10 protein-coding genes are annotated in these 18663 nt (G+C 48.4%); 7 read left to right on the forward strand and 3 right to left on the reverse strand.

Going from position 1 to position 18663, the window contains the following annotated elements; genetic code table 11:
• The first annotated feature begins 3 nt into the window (after positions 1–3).
• A complete protein-coding gene (locus tag J2Y43_RS00390; RefSeq protein ID WP_309981773.1) occupies positions 4–2505 on the forward strand; it encodes an alpha-L-fucosidase in 2502 nt (833 codons plus the stop codon).
• A gap of 152 nt (positions 2506–2657) precedes the next feature.
• Complete coding sequence (locus J2Y43_RS00395) at positions 2658–5012, forward strand: ABC transporter permease (protein WP_309981772.1); 2355 nt, start codon at positions 2658–2660, stop codon at positions 5010–5012.
• A 24-nt stretch (positions 5013–5036) separates the two neighbouring features.
• On the opposite strand, the gene J2Y43_RS00400 is transcribed toward J2Y43_RS00395, so the two are convergent.
• Positions 5037–5366 carry a helix-turn-helix transcriptional regulator gene (locus J2Y43_RS00400; RefSeq protein ID WP_309981771.1) on the reverse strand — a complete coding sequence of 110 codons (330 nt, stop codon included), beginning with the start codon at positions 5364–5366 and terminating at the stop codon, positions 5037–5039.
• Between the two features lie 236 nt (positions 5367–5602).
• Here J2Y43_RS00400 and J2Y43_RS00405 point away from each other — a divergent pair, with 236 nt between their 5' ends.
• The 5 genes from J2Y43_RS00405 (at position 5603) to J2Y43_RS00425 (ending at position 16384) form a co-directional block, all read left to right on the forward strand.
• The gene (locus J2Y43_RS00405) at positions 5603–8797 is read left to right on the forward strand and encodes a M4 family metallopeptidase (RefSeq protein WP_309981770.1); all 3195 of its coding nucleotides are present in this window, start codon (positions 5603–5605) and stop codon (positions 8795–8797) included.
• A gap of 25 nt (positions 8798–8822) precedes the next feature.
• Positions 8823–11996, forward strand: a complete 3174-nt coding sequence (locus J2Y43_RS00410; RefSeq protein ID WP_309981769.1) for a M4 family metallopeptidase — start codon at positions 8823–8825, stop codon at positions 11994–11996.
• 34 nt (positions 11997–12030) lie between these two features.
• The gene (locus J2Y43_RS00415) at positions 12031–15222 is read left to right on the forward strand and encodes a M4 family metallopeptidase (RefSeq protein ID WP_309981768.1); all 3192 of its coding nucleotides are present in this window, start codon (positions 12031–12033) and stop codon (positions 15220–15222) included.
• A gap of 25 nt (positions 15223–15247) precedes the next feature.
• Positions 15248–15739, forward strand: a complete 492-nt coding sequence (locus J2Y43_RS00420) for a T9SS type A sorting domain-containing protein (RefSeq protein WP_309981767.1) — start codon at positions 15248–15250, stop codon at positions 15737–15739.
• Positions 15740–15880: 141 nt separating this feature from the next.
• Positions 15881–16384 (forward strand): PH domain-containing protein, encoded by a 504-nt coding sequence (locus J2Y43_RS00425; protein ID WP_309981766.1) that lies wholly within the window; start codon positions 15881–15883, stop codon positions 16382–16384.
• A 15-nt stretch (positions 16385–16399) separates the two neighbouring features.
• On the opposite strand, the gene J2Y43_RS00430 is transcribed toward J2Y43_RS00425, so the two are convergent.
• Positions 16400–17440, reverse strand: coding sequence for an alpha/beta hydrolase-fold protein (locus J2Y43_RS00430; protein ID WP_309981765.1), 1041 nt, complete (start codon positions 17438–17440; stop codon positions 16400–16402).
• Between the two features lie 69 nt (positions 17441–17509).
• Positions 17510–18391: a pirin-like C-terminal cupin domain-containing protein gene (locus J2Y43_RS00435; protein ID WP_309981764.1), complete on the reverse strand. Its 882-nt coding sequence runs from the start codon at positions 18389–18391 to the stop codon at positions 17510–17512.
• Positions 18392–18663: the final 272 nt, after the last annotated feature.

Consider the following 18663-nt stretch of genomic DNA (forward strand, 5'->3'; position numbering starts at 1 on the left):
GCTATGAAAAGGATTTCTGAATGGATGAGTGGTATCTTGTTTACAGTTCTGGTGGTTTCATTGTCTGTTTCAGGACAAAATCCTGGTCTTCAAATCACAACCACATCTTCCAGCGAGTACAGCAAAAGCCCCAAGACTTCGATATATCCCGCATTTGTTGATAATATCATCTACCAGTCGTGGACGGAGGCGGGGCCATCCCCCTTCTTTCAGCTGACAGCCGAGGGCGGCACGCCGCCTTACACCTGGGCTATTGCCGACGGTGAATTACCGAAAGGGCTCCGGTTGGATAAAACCGGAAAAATCCAGGGCATGGCCAGCAAGGAAGGTAACTATGCATTCACCGCCCGCGTAACCGACTCGAAAGGTGCTTCCGCTACCAAACCACTCGTTTTTGAAGCCGCCCCGTTTAGGTCCAAATGGTTTTCCGATGCCAAATTCGGCATATTCATACAATGGGGAATCTTCACACCGCCGTCGCTGAAGGGCAAGGACGGCATCGCACAGTTTGAGAAACGAATTACCAAGTTTAATGCGGACGAGTGGGCCCAACAGGTCATCGACCTGGGAGGCAAGGTATTAACGGTTACGATCAATACAGGTGACGGGGTGCGCCTCTGGCCTTCGACAACGCCGAGCAAGCTCGAATTGAAAACAAAACGGAACATCGCGAAGGAGCTGATAGATGCCTGCCATAAAAAGGGCATCAAGTTTGTGGCCTACTTCGCTCCCGACAAGGGCTGGAACAAGGACATCGTCGATACGGGCCTGGACGGCACATACGGCACGCTGAACCTGGGGTTGATCAAAGAACTTGTGCTCATGGGCGTAGATGGCTTCTGGATCGACATGACCTCTGCCACAGAACTTTACCAGGGCTTTGACTACAACTGGTTTCCATGGGACAAGATGATCCCGATCATGCGGGCCAATAACCCCAAAGTGATATTTGCCAACAACACCGGCCTGTACAACGGGGGCACGGTGCTGCAATACCCCAACACCGACGTCATTATTTATGAAGGTGGCACGTCGCCACACGAAACAGCGCTGGAAGTAGCGAAACCGACTACCGTCAAAAAAAAGCTGGCCATCGAGGTCGACAATTTGCTGGACAACACGTGGTCATGGCGGGAAGATCCTAAACTCAGGTCCCCGAAACCGGTGGATATGATGATCAGGAACATCAAAAAAAACTGGGAGGTTGGCGCCACTTACATTCTTAGCTATCCAGTGCCTGCAAATGGGGACATTTTTCCGGAAATCTACCAGGAAGAACTGAAACAGATCGCCAGTTTTGTCAAGAAGAACCAGGGATGGAGCGAAACGCCCCGCGCCTCCCTGTCCGACACGGTTGATTACGACAAAGGACAGAAGTTGGTATTGACCACGTCAGCGCGTTCAAAAATATACTATACCATTGACGGAAACCGGCCAACAACCACATCCAAGCTCTACAAAGGGCCAATTCCGATCAATAAGACTGCTCGCGTCCAGGCTATTTCGGTTGAACCGGGGAAACCTGCCAGCAAAGTCTTCGACCAGACATTCACCATTTTGACCCGCTCCAACAGGATGACCGCCAATGCCCGTTCAGCCGCACCGGCTCCCGCCCCGGCGGCCACGGATGTCGCCGGAAAAACCGAACCAAAAGGGTTTTACAGGGGAATGCGTATTACGGTGGGCTCCATGCCTATCCGGCTCACGGATGTCGGCCGGAAATATCTCCAGGGCAATAATGGACGGCATTCGATCATCATTACGCGCTTCGCAGACGACCACCCCATACTGACCGCCTCGTTAAACACGGCTTTGCTTCCCGTGGCAGATGACGGTTACCAATATGCGCCAATTCCCCCGCTCCTGCTGGAAGCCGGAAAGTCGTATATCATCAGCATTCAGGAAAATGCCGACGACAAATTTGCGCCGGAGGATTTTAAGAATGTCCCCTCTTTTCCGGACTATCGAATTGTCGAATACAACATTTTAAGCCCACAGGGCACCAAGCGGCCTATTGTGGACGATAAGATAGGTCAACTGCTTAGTTTGAAATACCAAAAGATGAAAGTCAGCGGCGCCAAAGTTAACCTGGCGCTGGGTAAACAAGCATATTTACGGGCTAACAATGAAGCCGCTCTCGGCCCGTCAAGCCACATATTTTTTGCAGAAAACGCAGTCGACGGTGATCTTGCAACGATGGCACTGGCCGGAGGCCAATACCCCTGGACGCTGTTGGTGGACCTTTCCAAAGTTGAGCCCGGCATTAAACAGGCGAAAATCACTTTTGCGAAAACCAGTTATTCAACAGAATTCAAAGTGATGGCCTCCCCGGACAACAAAACATGGACTACCCTGTTGGAGAAAAAGAACAATTCAGACCGGGTCATCGATCTGAAATTCGATCCTATCGATGCACGCTTCTTCAAAGTCAGATCATTCAAACCGGAAAAACAAGGTGACGTGGGCGGCGGAATGGGAATACTCGAATTCGAACTGTACCGGTAAAGCGGCGGAGCGTCCCGGCGTGAACGCGCATTGTTCGTTACCGGACAATGACTGCGCGTTTCATATTTTCAAATACCTGATTATCAATTGTTTATTTTTTTGGCAGACTATTTGATTCAAAATATTCCAGATTTGTCTGGAAGAACAAAAAGATGCTAAAAAACTATCTCAAAATCGCATTCAGGAACCTGCTCCGAAACAAGGCGTTTTCGTCAATCAATATTCTGGGGTTATCCGTGGGTATGGCGAGCGCCGTGCTTATTCTGTTTTGGATGTACAATGAAATCAGCTACGACCGCTTCCATAAGAACAAGGATTACCTCTACGAGGCCTGGAACCGCGGGACATTCGACGGCAAACTGCAATGCTGGAATTCCACTCCGCAAGTACTCGGCCCTACCCTGAAAACGGAATATCCCGAAGTCTCCCACATTTCGCGTAACTATTCCCGGTGGTTTGTGACGCGCGCAGGCGACAAGAAGATTTCGAGCGAAGCCATCATTACCGATCCCGCTTTCCTGAGCATGTTCGACTTCCCGCTCCTGCAAGGAAATGCTCAGACGGCCCTCAACTCGGTCGGCTCTATGGTGGTTACACAGAAGATGGCTATTAAAATGTTCGGTACGGAGGATGTACTGGGCAAAGTCATATCGATCGACCAAGACAATTTTACAATCACCGGTGTTATGCGGAACCTCCCGCCCAACACCGCATTCAAGTTTGAATACATTCTTCCGATTGAGTATTTGAAAAAGATTGGCTCCGCCTACGATGGCTGGATGTTTAACTCGGTGCACACCTATGTTCAGCTGAAATCCGGCACAAATCCCGAGGCATTTGCCAAAAAAATCCGGGATATCACGATCCGCCATTCGAACAAAACCGAGGAGCACGAAGTATTCCTCCACCCCATTAGCCAGTGGCATTTGTATTCCAATTTTGAAAACGGGAAAGTCGTTGGCGGGCGAATCGCCATTGTGCGACTGTTCGGGATCATTGCGGCGTTCATTCTGCTGATCGCCTGCATCAACTTTATGAACCTCAGTACCGCACGCAGCGAGAAACGCGCCAAGGAAGTGGGAATCCGTAAAACAGCGGGAGCGCCCAAAAGCCTTTTGGTGGGCCAGTTCATCGGCGAATCGATCCTGATCGCGATGATCGCCGGCACCATCGCGCTGCTGGCAGTTTACCTCACCCTGCCCGCATTCAATACGCTGATCGGTAAAGAACTGGAAGTACCGGTTTCCAACCCGGCATTCTGGACTGCCGCATTTGCCTTTATTCTTTTTACAGGCATTGTGGCCGGAAGCTACCCCGCATTCTACCTCTCGTCGTTCAAGCCGATCAGTGTGCTCAAAGGAGCATTTAAAAGAACGCATTCGGCATTGAGTCCCCGGAAAGTACTGGTGGTTGTGCAATTCAGCTTTGCCATCGTCCTCATCATTTCCACGCTCATCGTGGTACAGCAGATCCGCCACGCTCAGAACCGCGATGCGGGTTACGACCGCGGACAGGTGGTGTACCACTGGATTACCGGCGATTTGGGTAAACAATATGCACAAATCAAACGCGAGCTGTTGAGTGGGGGCATTGCCACGTCGGTTACCAAAACCTCTTCCCCGCTAAGCAGCGTCTCTTCCGATACATGGGGCATCGAATGGCAGGGCAAAAACATGGCTGAAAAAATTGATTTCGATATTTTCACCGAAGACGAAGGGCTCGTTAAAACCGCCGGCCTGCAACTGATCCAGGGCCGCGATATGGACCTTACCAAATTCCCTTCAGACTCTGCGGCTGTCCTGCTCAATGAAACCGCGGCCAAAATTATGGGCTTCAAAGATCCGATCGGGCAAACGATCAAAGACAACGGCCTTCAGTATCGCATCGTTGGTGTGGTAAAGGACTTTGTGATCCGCTCGCCTTATGATCGGCCAAGCCCATTGATCATCGAAGGGGCACAAAGCTATTTCAATGTCATCCACATCAAACTCACTGCCGATAAACCTGCTGCTGACGTCATGCCGGCAGTGGAAGCCATTTTCCGCCGCTACAATCCCGAATATCCCTTCGAATACCATTTCGTGGACGAAGATTATGCACTGAAATTTGAAGATACCCGCCGGGTAGCCAAGCTGACCGGTATTTTCGCCGGCCTGACTATCTTCATATCATGTCTCGGGCTATTCGGGCTGGCCGCCTATATGGCCGAAAACCGTGTGAAAGAAATCGGTGTGCGCAAAGTATTGGGTGCCAGCGTGATGAGCATTGCCGCGTTACTTTCCGGCGAATTCATGGCGCTTGTGATTATCTCCATTGTCATAGCGGTACCGGTTGCCTGGTATGTCATGAACCTCTGGCTCAACGATTTCGAGTACCGGGTCGGCATTCAATGGTGGATATTCGCTGTATCGGGTTTCCTGGCCATTGTCGTGTCGCTGGCGACTGTCAGCTACCAGGCGATCCGCGCGGCGCTGCTCAACCCGGTGAAAAGCCTTCGGAGCGAATAAGCGCATTCAACCTGCTTGCTACCCTTATTCGGAGCTGGTCTTGCCTTTGAGGGCGATGATCAGCTCCTGTTGCGTTTGGATCAACTGGTGAAGTACCTGGCTGTCTTCACTTTGCAATCCGGCTTTCAAAAACTTCACCTTATGCAGGCTCACCAATGTTTCAATATCGGTTTCCAGTACCGCCGCGATCTCTGAAAGCCGGCCCATCGTGATGGAATCCTGCTCTTCATTTTCCAGCTGCCGGTAGCGCTGCTTTGAAATCCCGAGGCGTCCGGCCACGTATTCCTGCGAATACCCCAGCCTGTTACGCACGAGACGTATATTATCACCGATAGGAATTTTATGTTCTTTCATGGGGTGCCACTGACAAATCTTTACACGAATAAAGGCCGTTTGTTACCCATCGTTCCTATTCCCACTTTTCAATCGGCAACCGATTGATTAGCCTGTGTACGCTTCTATTTCTACTCCTGTCGACAACTAGTTAAAAGTATCACCAGACTAGTACTTAACCACCGCGAAAAGTGGCAGAATGCGCCGTTTTTTCAGGCTATTTGCAATATGTATTTAGTACAAAAACTACACGCATTATGAAGAGAAAACTACTATTACTTGTTTGCTGCATTGTTTGGCTTTTAGGCATATGCACACATGTTGGAGCACAACAGATCTACAACCAGCACAATGTTACACAAGATGTCTTTGTATCCTCCTATTTTGATACGCGGCCTTTACGGGTTATGGAGTACTCGACCGATCAGGCCGGAACAATAATCGAACGTCGTTTGGAAGCGTTGCCTGAAAATGATCTGCCGTCTATGCAAGCCAGGGTTCTTACCGATAATTTTGAGGTACTGCCTTTCATTAATAAACCGCCTTTCGACGCCTCCTTCGACGATGGCATTCCAGACTTTAAACTCGCTGCAAGCGCCGCCGCATTGCTGCTCGGGACCGAGGTCTCACTGAAAATCATCAAAGACAAATTCGGCTGGATTGGTATTGATAACCTGACCGTCAATGGTAAACCGATTATATGGAATATTGTAAATCCAGGTAAGCCATTATTTGTAGCCTCTGCCGCCTACAATCCGGTCATTAAGGAATTTCTTTATCGCACAGACGGCAACCAACCGGAACAAATCAACAATATTGATGTAGTAGGTCATGAACTTATACATGCAATTATCCATCAGAAGATCGGCAACGTTAACTTACAAAACGTGGATCTTTGCGCTGAGAGAAGAGTACTTGAAGAGGCTCTTGGAGACATAATTGGCCTCTATATTCTCAATGAATACGAACAAAATTCACCGGCATTCTATACATGGACACACGGTAAAGGTGTTGGTATACCTGGGAGAGCTTTCGACAATCCCAACTCCATTGGGCAACCAGATACCTATTTTGGAAATTATTATGAGAATGTATGCCCACTGTCTGGCGATTTCCCTGAACACAAGAACGCTACCGTAATTGATCATTGGTATTACCTGCTGGCCGCCGGTACAACCGGAACAGAAACCAACGACCTCGGCTATTCCTACCAATTCAATGGAATCGGAATCAATAATGCCGTCCAGATCGTATGGAACTGCCTTGACCACCTCACGGCGAAAACCAATTTCAAGGAGCTTAAACAAATAACCCTTACGGTAACCGAACAGCTTTACGGCCTGCACTCCACAGAATACCTCGCTGTTATGGACGCGTGGTGCGCGGTGGGCATTTGTGAAAACAACCTCGGCCCCTTTTCTATGTCTCCTGCACATGGTGCGACCGGCGTTGAACCCTGGCCTGGGGTGGATGTAAATGTAACGTGGGAAGGCTTGCCTGTCGATGAATGGGAAGTCCAAATGGCGACCAATGCGGCTTTCACTGAAAATGTGCAAAATGTGCTGGTCAAGAATTTTTCGGTTGTGATCAAGCCGGGAGGGGGAAGTGCTTATTCCGGATTTGCAACAGGCTACTACCTTCCGGGAGCACGTGTGTATGCCCGTGCACGCATCACGAAAGCGAGTGCCAATTTTTGCAAAGGGTACAATCCACTTTGCGTGTTATATCAGCAATATGGCCCGGCTCATGCATTTACGCTTGGTGACAAACAAACTGAATTCTGGCATATGGTACCTAGCGACCATTGGACCGTTAATCCATGGAACAACCCATCGATTTCATGGAAACGTGTCGAAAACGCGGAGCAATATGTGTATGAGGTAGGTGAGGATGAAGCATTTTCAAAAATCGTTTTTACCGGAACTACTACTCCCTCAGGCAATTTCACTGAAACGGGGGGACTCAATACAACATTGGAACCGGGAAAGACCTACTTCACACACGTAAAGGCAAAGCGGTTCAACACGCCCTATTTAATAAACAACTACGGCGCATCGTCCAAAATTGAGGAGATCAAAGTCTCAGTTCCCAAAACTTCGGTCCTTCAAGCTCTGAATCAAAAACCGGGCGACCCGGCTACCGAGGTTAGCAGTCTGGGATTCTGGGTGGGGTGGTATTCTTATCCGGGTGCGAGTCATTATGTGATTCAAATTGCTACCGACGATGCGTTTCAGAATATTATCCGTACAAAAACCGTTGCCGGCAATCTGACCACCGCTTTAATCGAATTACCTTCACTACCTGATTTGTCTTACCTATCGGTTCGGGTATTGCCGCAGAACGGCCCTCAATTTGGCATTTGCGACAATACGTGGCATGTGAAAACCAAGGCAGCCACTGCTACCCCACTGATGAAATCACCAGCAGACGGCACCGCTTTCCCTTTCAACGCTTTTCTCGTTGCATTCGAGTGGAAGGCCGGCGCCCTCAATATGGGTCTGGTGCATCATTTCGAATTACATTTTAAGAAGAAACCTTCCAACGCTGTTTCCATCTTCGCAACACTGGATCCGAGTTTCAGTATGGGCCTGATGGATCCATCACTCTTTACTAACAAACCGGGTTTTGAGGTAGCGGTGTTGGCCGTTGGACCGCTGGGGGCAAAATCCGCATTATCGCCTTCATTCAGCTATCAAATTTGTCCTGACCATCCCGAGGTGCTTTTCCCCGGTGATCAAACTGGCGTGGTCGACGCGCTACTGGACTTCAATGTTCAATGGAAGCATAGCCTTTTCGATCCGAACACCACTTATCTCGTCACGCTCAAAGACGCGACGACAGGCATACCCATCCCCGGGTTCAGTAACAAACCCACGACAACCACCTCGATGCTCGTACCCGCAGGGACGCTCACCAATGGTAAAAAATTCTCCGTATCAGTGAAAAACGCAGCCTCGTGTGCGGGGATCCTATTGTCAGAAAATGTCTTCTCGGCAATAAGCTCGGGCTCCAACCAACCGCAACCGCCCAAGCTGGTCAATTTTACCATTGAGTTGAAAGGTTTTCGAAACGACGTCGACGCATTCTCCTGGGAAACTTCGGATTATGTCCTGGGTATTGAACTGATCGATCCCGATGGTAACGTGCTTGCTCTTGTTGATCCCAATCTCACCCAGATTACAGAACTTTTGGTCGACTCCGAAAACTCTGGTGTGATTATGCAGGCCTCTAACAAACCCCAGGGTAAGTACAAGCTAAGGCTTAAGATGAAAGACATTTTCAATCCGCTGCTTTACTATCCGTTTGATCAACCGCGATTTTCGGTATTTCTCAATGGACAGCCCATTGTAAATCCCCATGTCATTACAGTCGATTTTGCCAATCCTAGTTCAATTTTCAACGAGTGGTCAATCGGATTCCAGTTTGCTGATATCAATTTAGATATAAAGTAACATCACCAACACAATACTATCCATTATGAAAAATTCGCGTTGTCTCTTGTTGGGAGTTTTTCTCCTCTTGCTGCGGCATATAGTGCTTTCTCAAAACCTGTACAATGCCCAAAATGTCGATAGGACTGCTACAAGTTTTTTCGATGGACAGCAAACTTTTCGAGCACTGGAATATACTGTCAATGCTGACCCGCAAAGCGCAAAAATTTACCGACTACAAACATTACCCGAAAACGACTATCCTGAAATCATACTGAAAGGAGTTGATAACGGCAGTGAGGTGTTTTTTGAAGATAAAGTACCATTTGACAATGTGTACGATAATAATCCGACTCCCCACCTAAGTTCAGAAGCTGTGCAGACATTTTACGGCTTTCAGGAAGTTATGAAGGCGTTTGGCCAGCGGTTTGGCTGGAAGGGGATCGATGGAGCCGGCGCAATTCCGATTAAAATATTCATGAAGGACGGGGACGACGAACAAGTCCCCGGCAAAAATAATGGCTGGTTCGCCGAGGATACCGGTAATGAGCATTTTGTTTTTCTGCGAAGCCTATCCAACCCAGCCCCTTTCACCAATGTTCTGGAAATGATTGGACATGAATTTACCCACGGCGTAATACTCTACAAAACGGGTATCATGTTTTCTGATGACTTTACGTGTTCGGAATTCAATACCCTGCACGAAGGGATTGCCGATATATTTGGCATTTATTTCGAAAACTTCATCGAGAAAAGCGACCCAAAAAAATTTAACTGGCTATTTGCTGAACAATTTAAAGCAGCGGAAGACTTTTCGACCCCAAAAAATCATCAGTTCGCAGACACTTACAACGGCCAATATTATGTAAACGTTTGTGATGAAAATTATAACCCACATCCCGGAGCCGGTGTTGCAGAAAAATGGTTTGTCCTATTAAGCGATGGTTCCCTGGGCAGTGCATATAATGACCTAGGTTATGGTTATTCCAATCTGTCAGGTGTCGGGCCGGAAAAAGCTATCCAGATCGTATGGAATGCTATCCCGCTCTTAAAAACTTACTCAGATTATCCTGCATTTCGAACATTCACACTTCAAGCTGCCGAAAAGCTCTACGGCCTGCATTCCACTGAGTACGTTGCCGTAGCGAATGCGTGGTGTGCTGTCGGAGTTTGCGACAACAATCCAGTCGGCTTCACGATGTATCCAGCAAATGCTACTAACTCCGCAAATCCATGGCCGCAGGTAAATGGCCACATAACCTGGCCAGGTGCCATGGTGAAAGAATGGCAATTTCAGTTATCCACCAAGTATGACTTTTCCGAAAACCTGCAAACCGTAACCGTTGACAACTTCTCCATGATTGTCGATCCAAATGGGCTGCTGACTAATTATGCGACCTTTGACGGCTACTACCATCCCGGAGAGAAGGTTTACGCGAGAGCAAAAATCACGAAGGCCGACCCGAACTTTTGCAAGGGTCTCAACCCTCTCTGTATATATTTTCAACAATTCGGCCCTGCACACGCATTCACGCTGAAAGACCAGAAAATTGAATTCTGGCCGAACAATAGTCTGTCCAGGGTCGTTAATCCCTGGGATAAACCCAAGCTCAGGTGGAAATCCGTCGACGATTCGGATCGTTACAGAATCCAGGTTGCTACCGACAATGCATTCAACAACCTGATCTACGATGAGGTTGTATCGCATACCGGAAATTTCACTGAAAATGGCGAAATAAATACAATTCTGGAAGCGGGGCACGACTACTACACGCGGGTCAGGGCGGAGCGGCTGGACTTTATTAAAATCAATAAGAACTATGGAGCCTGGTCGGACGTCATCCAACTTCATGGCGCGACGCCGCAAACTTCGATTTTCCAAGCACTAAATCAGGCGCCCAATGATCCCGCTAAACTGGTATCCAGTCTTGGTTTCTGGGTGACCTGGTACGCTTATCCCGGTGCAACCAGCTATGTTATTCAGGTTGCAAAGGATGCCGCTTTTACCAATATCGTCCGGTCTCAAACAGTACTTGGCAATATCAATACGATCGAATTTCTCCTGCCCTCATTGCCGGATCAAACAGAGCTGTTCGTGCAGGTGCTACCTCAAAAAGGTTCCGCTTTCGGGCTCTGTAACAATGTGTGGCGTATTAAAACCGATGAAAATGCCATGGCTCCGGCGATGAAAAGCCCTGCAAATGGCACCGATTTCCCATTCAGAAATTTCCTTGCGGTTTTCGGATGGAAAGGAGGCACACTGAATATGAATATGGTTGATCACTTCGAGGTATGGGCTACTGAAAAAACCTTCGGCCTCACCTCGATTTTCTCTACTCAGGGATTCGATTTCACGTTGAAGGATCCATTTATGTTTGACGACAAAATGGGAATCCAGGTTCGAATACGAGGCGTCGGTCCGCACGGTGCCAAGTCGGGGTTCTCGGCCACTTTTGATTACAATATCTGTCCTGACCATCCAGAGGTACTTTTCCCCGGTGATCAAACTGGCGTGGTCGATGCGCTGCTGGACTTCAATGTTCAATGGAAGCATAGCCTTTTCGATCCGAACACCACTTATCTGGTCACGCTCAAAGACGCGACGACAGGCATACCCATCCCCGGGTTCAGTAACAAACCCACGACAACCACCTCAATGCTCGTACCCGCAGGCACGCTCACCAATGGTAAAAAATTCTCCGTATCAGTGAAAAACACAGCCTCGTGTGCGGGGATCCCGCTATCCGAAAATGTCTTCTCGGCAATAAGCTCGGGCTCCAACCAACCGCAACCGCCCAAGCTGGTCAATTTTACCATTGAGTTGAAAGGTTTTCGAAACGACGTCGACGCATTCTCCTGGGAAACCTCGGATTACGTCCTGGGTATTGAATTGATCGATCCCGATGGCAACCTACTTGCCCTCGTCGATCCGAATGGCAACCAGGTTACACAACTTTTAGTGGACTCCGAAAACTCTGGTGTGATTATGCAGGCCTCTAACAAACCTCAGGGTGAGTACAAGCTAAGGCTTAAGATGAAGGACATTTTCAATCCGCTGCTTTACTATCCATTCGATCAGCCACGCTTTTCGGTATTTCTCAATGGCCAACCACAGGTTAACCCGCATGTCATTACCGCAAATTTTGCCGATCCTAATTCTTTTTCCCATGAATGGAAGGTCGGATTTCAGTTTGGCGATATCATTCTCAATGTAAAGTGATTTTTATTCCAATATTTCACACAACACTATCATTATGAAAAATTTACGACGCATTTTAATATGGACCTTCTCACTGTTAGTTCACTATACAGCATCATCCCAAAATCTGCACAACCCCAAAAATGTCGACAAAACGATCATGACTTATTATCAGGGAATGCAGACGATGCGAGTACTGGAACACACTGTCAATCCAGATCCGCAAAGCGAAAAAATCTACCGGCTCCAGACATTATCCGAAAACGGTTTTTCACCCATCTGGCTGTCCGGAACGGACAATGGCTCGACTGTCACGTTCGAGGACAAATTTCCTTATGACAATATGTATTCTGATAATCCGACTCCCTACCTCAGTACAGAAGCGGCTCAACTACTGTACGGGTTCGAGACGGCGATGAAAATCTTTGATCAAAGATTTGGCTGGAAGGGGTTGGATGCGATCGGGATAGACCCAATTAAAGTGTCTATTGAAAATTCAGATGAAACGCAGTATCCGGAATATTCTTACGCCTACTATTCTGCTGACGTCAATAACAAATACTTCGTTTTTGGTAAAAGTGTACAGCAAAATACTCCTTTGTTTTGCTCTGTTGATGTGGCAGCCCATGAATTCAGTCATGCTGTCATGATGCATAGGAGTAACATCACCTCTTTACCTAGTCTTTGTACAGAATACCGGTCTATCGACGAAGGTCTTGCCGATATATTTGGGATTTACGTCAAGAACAAAGTATTGCAGTCGACGCCGCAAAATTATAATTGGTTCCGAATGGAGGAGTTTTTTTTTAAAAAGGTTGATCTAAGAGACCCGAAATCAGGTAAGTGGGCTGACACCTACAAAGGCCAATATTTCGACATTGGCTGCTCAGATAACTACAATGTCGGTGCAGGATCTGGTGTTGTGACAAAATGGTTTTATCTTCTATCCTCTGGTTTTGCGGGCCCGGCCACTAATGATTTGGGATATCAATACAGCAACCTGACCGGTATTGGCATAGAAAAAGCGATTCAAATCATCTGGGATGCCATACCCAAAATAAAAGCCTATTCCGACTACCCGGCATTTAAGGCGTTCACACTTGATGCAGCGAAACAATTATACGGCTTAAATTCCACTGAGTACCAAGCAGTTGAAAAAGCCTGGTGTGCGGTAGGCGTTTGCGACAACAACCTGCCATTCTTTTCCATTTATCCGGCCAATGCATCTTCCAACATCGAGCCATGGCCTGCCGTGAAAGTTAATTTTTCCTGGGACAATGACCCACGCGTTAAGGAAGTAGAAGTGCAAATGGCTTCGGATTATGCCTTTACCAGCCCGCAGGTATACAAAGTGAGCAGCTTCGATACATTTTTCAAACCAGGCGGGGGCGTATTTTACAAAGGCAGCACCAGCGGCTATTTTCGCCCGCATGAAACGGTATATGTAAGAGCAAAAATCACCCAGGCCGATGCCAACTTTTGCAAAGGGTTGAATCCGCTTTGCAAAATCTATCAACAGTTTAGCCCCACACATGTCTTCAAACTGGCCGATAAGCGGGTCGAGTTCTGGCCCTCAACCACTTCCACCTATGTAGAACCCTGGTATCCGGAACTTACCTGGAAGTCGGAGAAAGATGCGGAGCTTTACCTGATACAGGTTGCCAACGACGCGTTCTTTAATTCTGTTGTCTACGAAGGATATGCGCCGCATACCGGTAATTTCACGGAAACCGGGCATATCAACGCGACACTGGCCATCGGCCAAACCTACTATGCTCGCGTTGCGGCGAAAAGGAAGGATAAGCCTGTACTTCAAAGCAATTATGGGGTTTTGTCCAAGCCGTTAATAGTGAATACATCAACACCTTCAACATCCGTCATACAGGCCAAAACGCAAAAACTCAACGATCCACCGACACCCATTGGAAGCCTGGGGCGGTTAGTCAGCTGGGACCCGGTACCGGGAGCAACCGGTTTTGTAGTGGAAGTCGCGAAGGACAATGCTTTCTCCGACATTGTCTCGTCTGTCAACCTACCCGGAAATGCAGCCAGTACTATCCTGCTTTTTCCACCATTACCGAACCAGACCAATCTCTTCATACGCGTACTTCCCAAAAACAATCTCGTCTTTGGCGTTTGCAGCAATGTATGGCGGGTCAAAATCGATGAAACCGCGGCATTACCGGCGATGAAGTCCCCAGCTAACGGAACTACCTTTCCATTTAAGAACTTTGCCGCAGCAGGTTTTGAATGGACAAGCGGGACGCTCAATATGAATACAGTTGACCACTTCGAACTACACCTTACCAAAAAAACATCCGGGCTCACATCAATTTTCACTTCTCAAGGCAAGAATTTTCTATTGTTCGTCCAGGATCCACTGATATTTAACGATCTGCAAGGCTTAAAAGCAAGGGTACTGGCCGTTAATCCGCTCGGTGCGAAAACAGCACTTTCACTACCATTCGAGTACGTCATATGTCCCGATCATCCCGCAGTATTCTTTCCGGGCGACTTAGGCAAGGTTGACCCCACCAAAGATTTTAAGGTGGAATGGTTTGCAAGCGAGTCATTTGCTGCGGGCAGCAACTATCTGGTTACCATCAAGGATGCAGGCTCCGGAATTCCGGTTGCTGGCTTCGACAACAAACCGACAACTGCCCATTCCATGCCAGTACCGCCGGGTACGCTCACAAATGGGAAAAATTATACAGTAACAGTCAGGAATTCATCCTCATGTCCTGCATTACTGCTCCCAACGACCTTCTTTTCAGCCGTCGGCTCGGGCAGTATAAATCAGCCCCAGCCACCCAACCTGGTCAACTTCACCGCCGAACTGAAAGGCTTCCGCAACGACCCGGATGCATTCTCGATTCCTCCTGCTTATGGAACGTCCAATTATGAGTTGGGAGTCGAGCTTTTCGACCCCAATGGCAATGTACTTGCGCTTCTGGACCCGAATGGCATGCAGGTAACAAAACTCCTTGTCGATTCTGAGACTTCAGGGGTAATTATGGCCGGCAGCAACAAACCACAAGGGAAGTACAAGCTCAGACTCAAACTGGCCAAGATTTTCCCGCCCAACACCTATTACCCGCTCGATCAGCCCCGCTTCTCTGTATTGCTCAACGGGCAAACAGTCGTCTTAAACCACATTATCACGTTCGATATCTTCAACCCCGGTTCAAACTTCGACGAGTGGAAGGAAGGGTTTCAGTTCGCGGATATAATCCTGGATATCAAATAAATATTAATAACTAAACTAACTTGCTATGAAAATCTCACAACTGTTGCTGACTACCTGCCTTCTATCGACCGGCTCGCTGGCTGTTCATGCGCAACAATTCCGGTACAATACAAAAGCACTAACCATCAACCGCAACGGCGATTTCCTCACTGCCGTTGACGCATCGGGCAAGCACGTAGCCAGTGTAGATCTGACCAAACCTGCATTGAAAGGCAAGGTCGTCGCATTTGTCTACTCCAGCAAAAAAAAAGAAGTGGATAGCGAAGTAACCGAGCCGACTACCAGCCTGACGGTATTTCCAAATCCCGCTTCCAAAGAGGTGCGGCTTAATTTGAAAGGAAGCTGGAAATACCCTGTTGATGTACAGATACTCGACCGCAACGGGAATTCGATGCAAAGCGATCGCCTGGAATCGTCAGAACGCACATTGAATATCGCTTCGCTTCGGCAGGGTGTTTACATTCTGAAAGCGGAGTCTGGCGAATCCAGGGCTGTGGAGAAACTGGTCGTGGAGTAGCTTTATATTTTACAACTTACTCTGGTTACTCAAACAGAAGCCACTGCACAGTTGGCTTCTGTTTGAATCTCCGGTCGATGAGGGAAATTACTGGCGTCAATTGCTTAAATTTAGGCATAATCAACTTCCTACCTGCCAGTCATGAAATACAGCGCTTCACTCGACAACACAACTAAAATTATCACCACAGCGATCACCATTCTGTTTGCAGGGATTCTGATTTATGAATTGCAGACCTTTACCAGGGGTGAGCAAACGGGCCTCATTATCACGAGCGCCATTCTCGCAATCACCTATGGCTCGGCATATGCTTACCGACCAACCGGTTACACGATCACGGAGCATGAGTTGATTATCCACCGTCCTATCAATACTGTCCGTTATGCAAGGGAAAAGCTGGAATCGGTTCAGGTAATTGAAAAAAAGGACCTGCAATTCACGATCCGTACTTTCGGTGTCGGCGGATTATGGGGCTATTACGGCTATTTTTACAACTCAGTCTATGGCAGGATGGTCTGGTTCATCACCCGCCGCGACCATTTAGTATTGATTAAAACCGCTAACAAAAAGACAATCCTACTCTCGCCGGACGATATCGACTCTTTCACGAACGAATTGAGCCCTGTCGCGCGGGTGATCAATTAACCGGAACCGTTTCGATTATTTTGTTGCCAGATTCTTCGAAAAAAACGGCAGCATCTTCGTCTCGATCCGCTCGCCTATTTTGTTGATGTGATCACCCTGGTATTCTTCGTAGGAGTGCTCGATCTTGTAGTTATCCAGCACCTGATGCAGGATTTTGATATTGGAAGCAATCGGCTGATCCCGGTCGCCGGCATCGAAACCGATGCCCTTCATTTGCTTTAAATTGGTGATGTACTGATCTATGCTTGGAAGCGACATATTGGCGTTCCATTTGATTTCCAGGGCAGGATTCAGCTTTCCATTTTCAACGATTGCGTCGGTATAGAACGGCGGACGCAACGGATTGGGCGACCATGCCGAGGCATAAGCCAGGGCGACTTTCGTCATAAAGTCGGCTTTTGCAATATCCTCAGGTGTTTTCACTGCCTCTATTTTAGCCAATGCTTCGGCAGAACGTGCGTTGCCCGGCGCCAGACAGCAAGGGCTCAGCAGGTAAATACTCGAAAATATTTCGGGGTGCCGCTCGCCGATACGGATCGTGCCGTAGCCACCCATCGAATGCCCGGCCAGGCCGCGGCTTGCCGCTATGGCAATCGTGCGGTAATGCTGGTCGACGTAGGCAACAAGTTCTTTGGAAACAAAATCCTCCCAGTTCCCCGCCGTAATGGAATTGGAATAATAACTGCCGCCCGCGCGCGTCAATGCGTTGGGCGTAACGATGATCATCTCCTGTGCCTGACCAGCGCTAAACACCTTATCCGCGATCACCGGCAGATTAATCCAATGCTTTACAAATCCATACCACTGCGCGTCGGTATCCGTGAAGCCATGGAGTAGATACACCACAGGATACCGGCGTTTCGACTCCTTTTTGTAGCTCGGCGGCAGGTAGATTGAAACATCGGGATCGGTGGGATTACCTTCCAGATTCCCTTCCAGCGATTTGCCATGTACTTTAATCCGTTCCACCGAGCCTTTGAGCGGCGATTGCCCGAATGCAAAAACGGGTGTGAGCAGGATTATGAGCAAAAAGGCGGTCAATCTTTTTCTTTTCATTACGGTCAGGTTTGAATATGCCGTAAATTAAGAAAGATTAACCGCCCCTTAAAGCGCATTGAATGCGGATCAGTAATTAAACCGTTGTCCGTCCGACAATGTCGAAACGTGCCGCATTTTGCCGTGGCGGAAATCACTGTAAAGGTCCTTGATCTCCTCCTGATGGTCGGCAATGAATGGACCGTGCGAAACGATGCTGTCGTTTTGCGGCTCGCCCGCGTACAATACCACGCGTGCGCCTTCCGTGCCGGCCGCGACGATCAATTCACTTGACTCACCGGCTGCTCCCCGACTCAGCCAACCGATCTGGTTGGTTTTCAAATCCTTCGCCTCATCACCTATGGCCACATTTCCTGCAATGACATACAAAAAAGCATTATACGAAGCCGGCAACGATTCGGCGAGGCTGGCACCGGGTTGCAACCGGATGTCCGCCACAATGAGCGGCACGTAGTTCTTCACAGGCGAACGCAGGCCGGCAAAAGAACCGCTATACAAAACCGTTTTCACGCCATTCCTGTCGGCCGCTGGCGCATTGGCAAATGTCAGGTCTTGTACTCTCGGCGTCGCCCAGCGATTGGCTCTCGGCAGGTTCAGCCACATTTGCAGCAAGCGCATCCGAGATCTGCCTTCGATCGTCTCGGTATGCACAATGCCGCTGCCGGCGGTCATGATCTGAAAGTCGCCCTGTTTCATCGTGTGCGTTTCGTCGCCGATTTCACCTTCCAGCAACAGCGAAACGGTTTCAAAACCGGCATGCGGATGCGGCCCTCCAACGGGTTCATCGTCCTTTTTATCCAAAAAATCATCCATCAGCACAATGAACGGATCGCTGTGCTCGAATTCATGGCAAACCACCGCACGCGCCGTGTGGTCGGGGCCCAGAAATCCGGGCTGGGCAGGCGGCGTTTTGATACTCATTATATTTCTGACAATACCTTGATTTTCCATGATCTGTTTCCTTTTTTGAATTAATGAAGCCATTTGCAGGCCTCATTTAGCTAACAAAAACGACGCTTCATCCATCCAACTAACCCGCTATACATTTGGTTAGCGCGGCCATCGCCCGCCCGATTTCTGATACTCCAAAGACCAATAAATGACAAAAAATTGTTAACAAATGCGAAAATCCGGCCAAGAACCAAATTCTTTCTGTCAACTTTTTGTTAAAAAGGGTGACAGGGGTGCGAGCGAAACTACGTAACCCAAGCCATGTACCCATT

The organism is Dyadobacter sp. BE31 (assembly GCF_031457695.1).
GTDB lineage: Bacteria > Bacteroidota > Bacteroidia > Cytophagales > Spirosomataceae > Dyadobacter.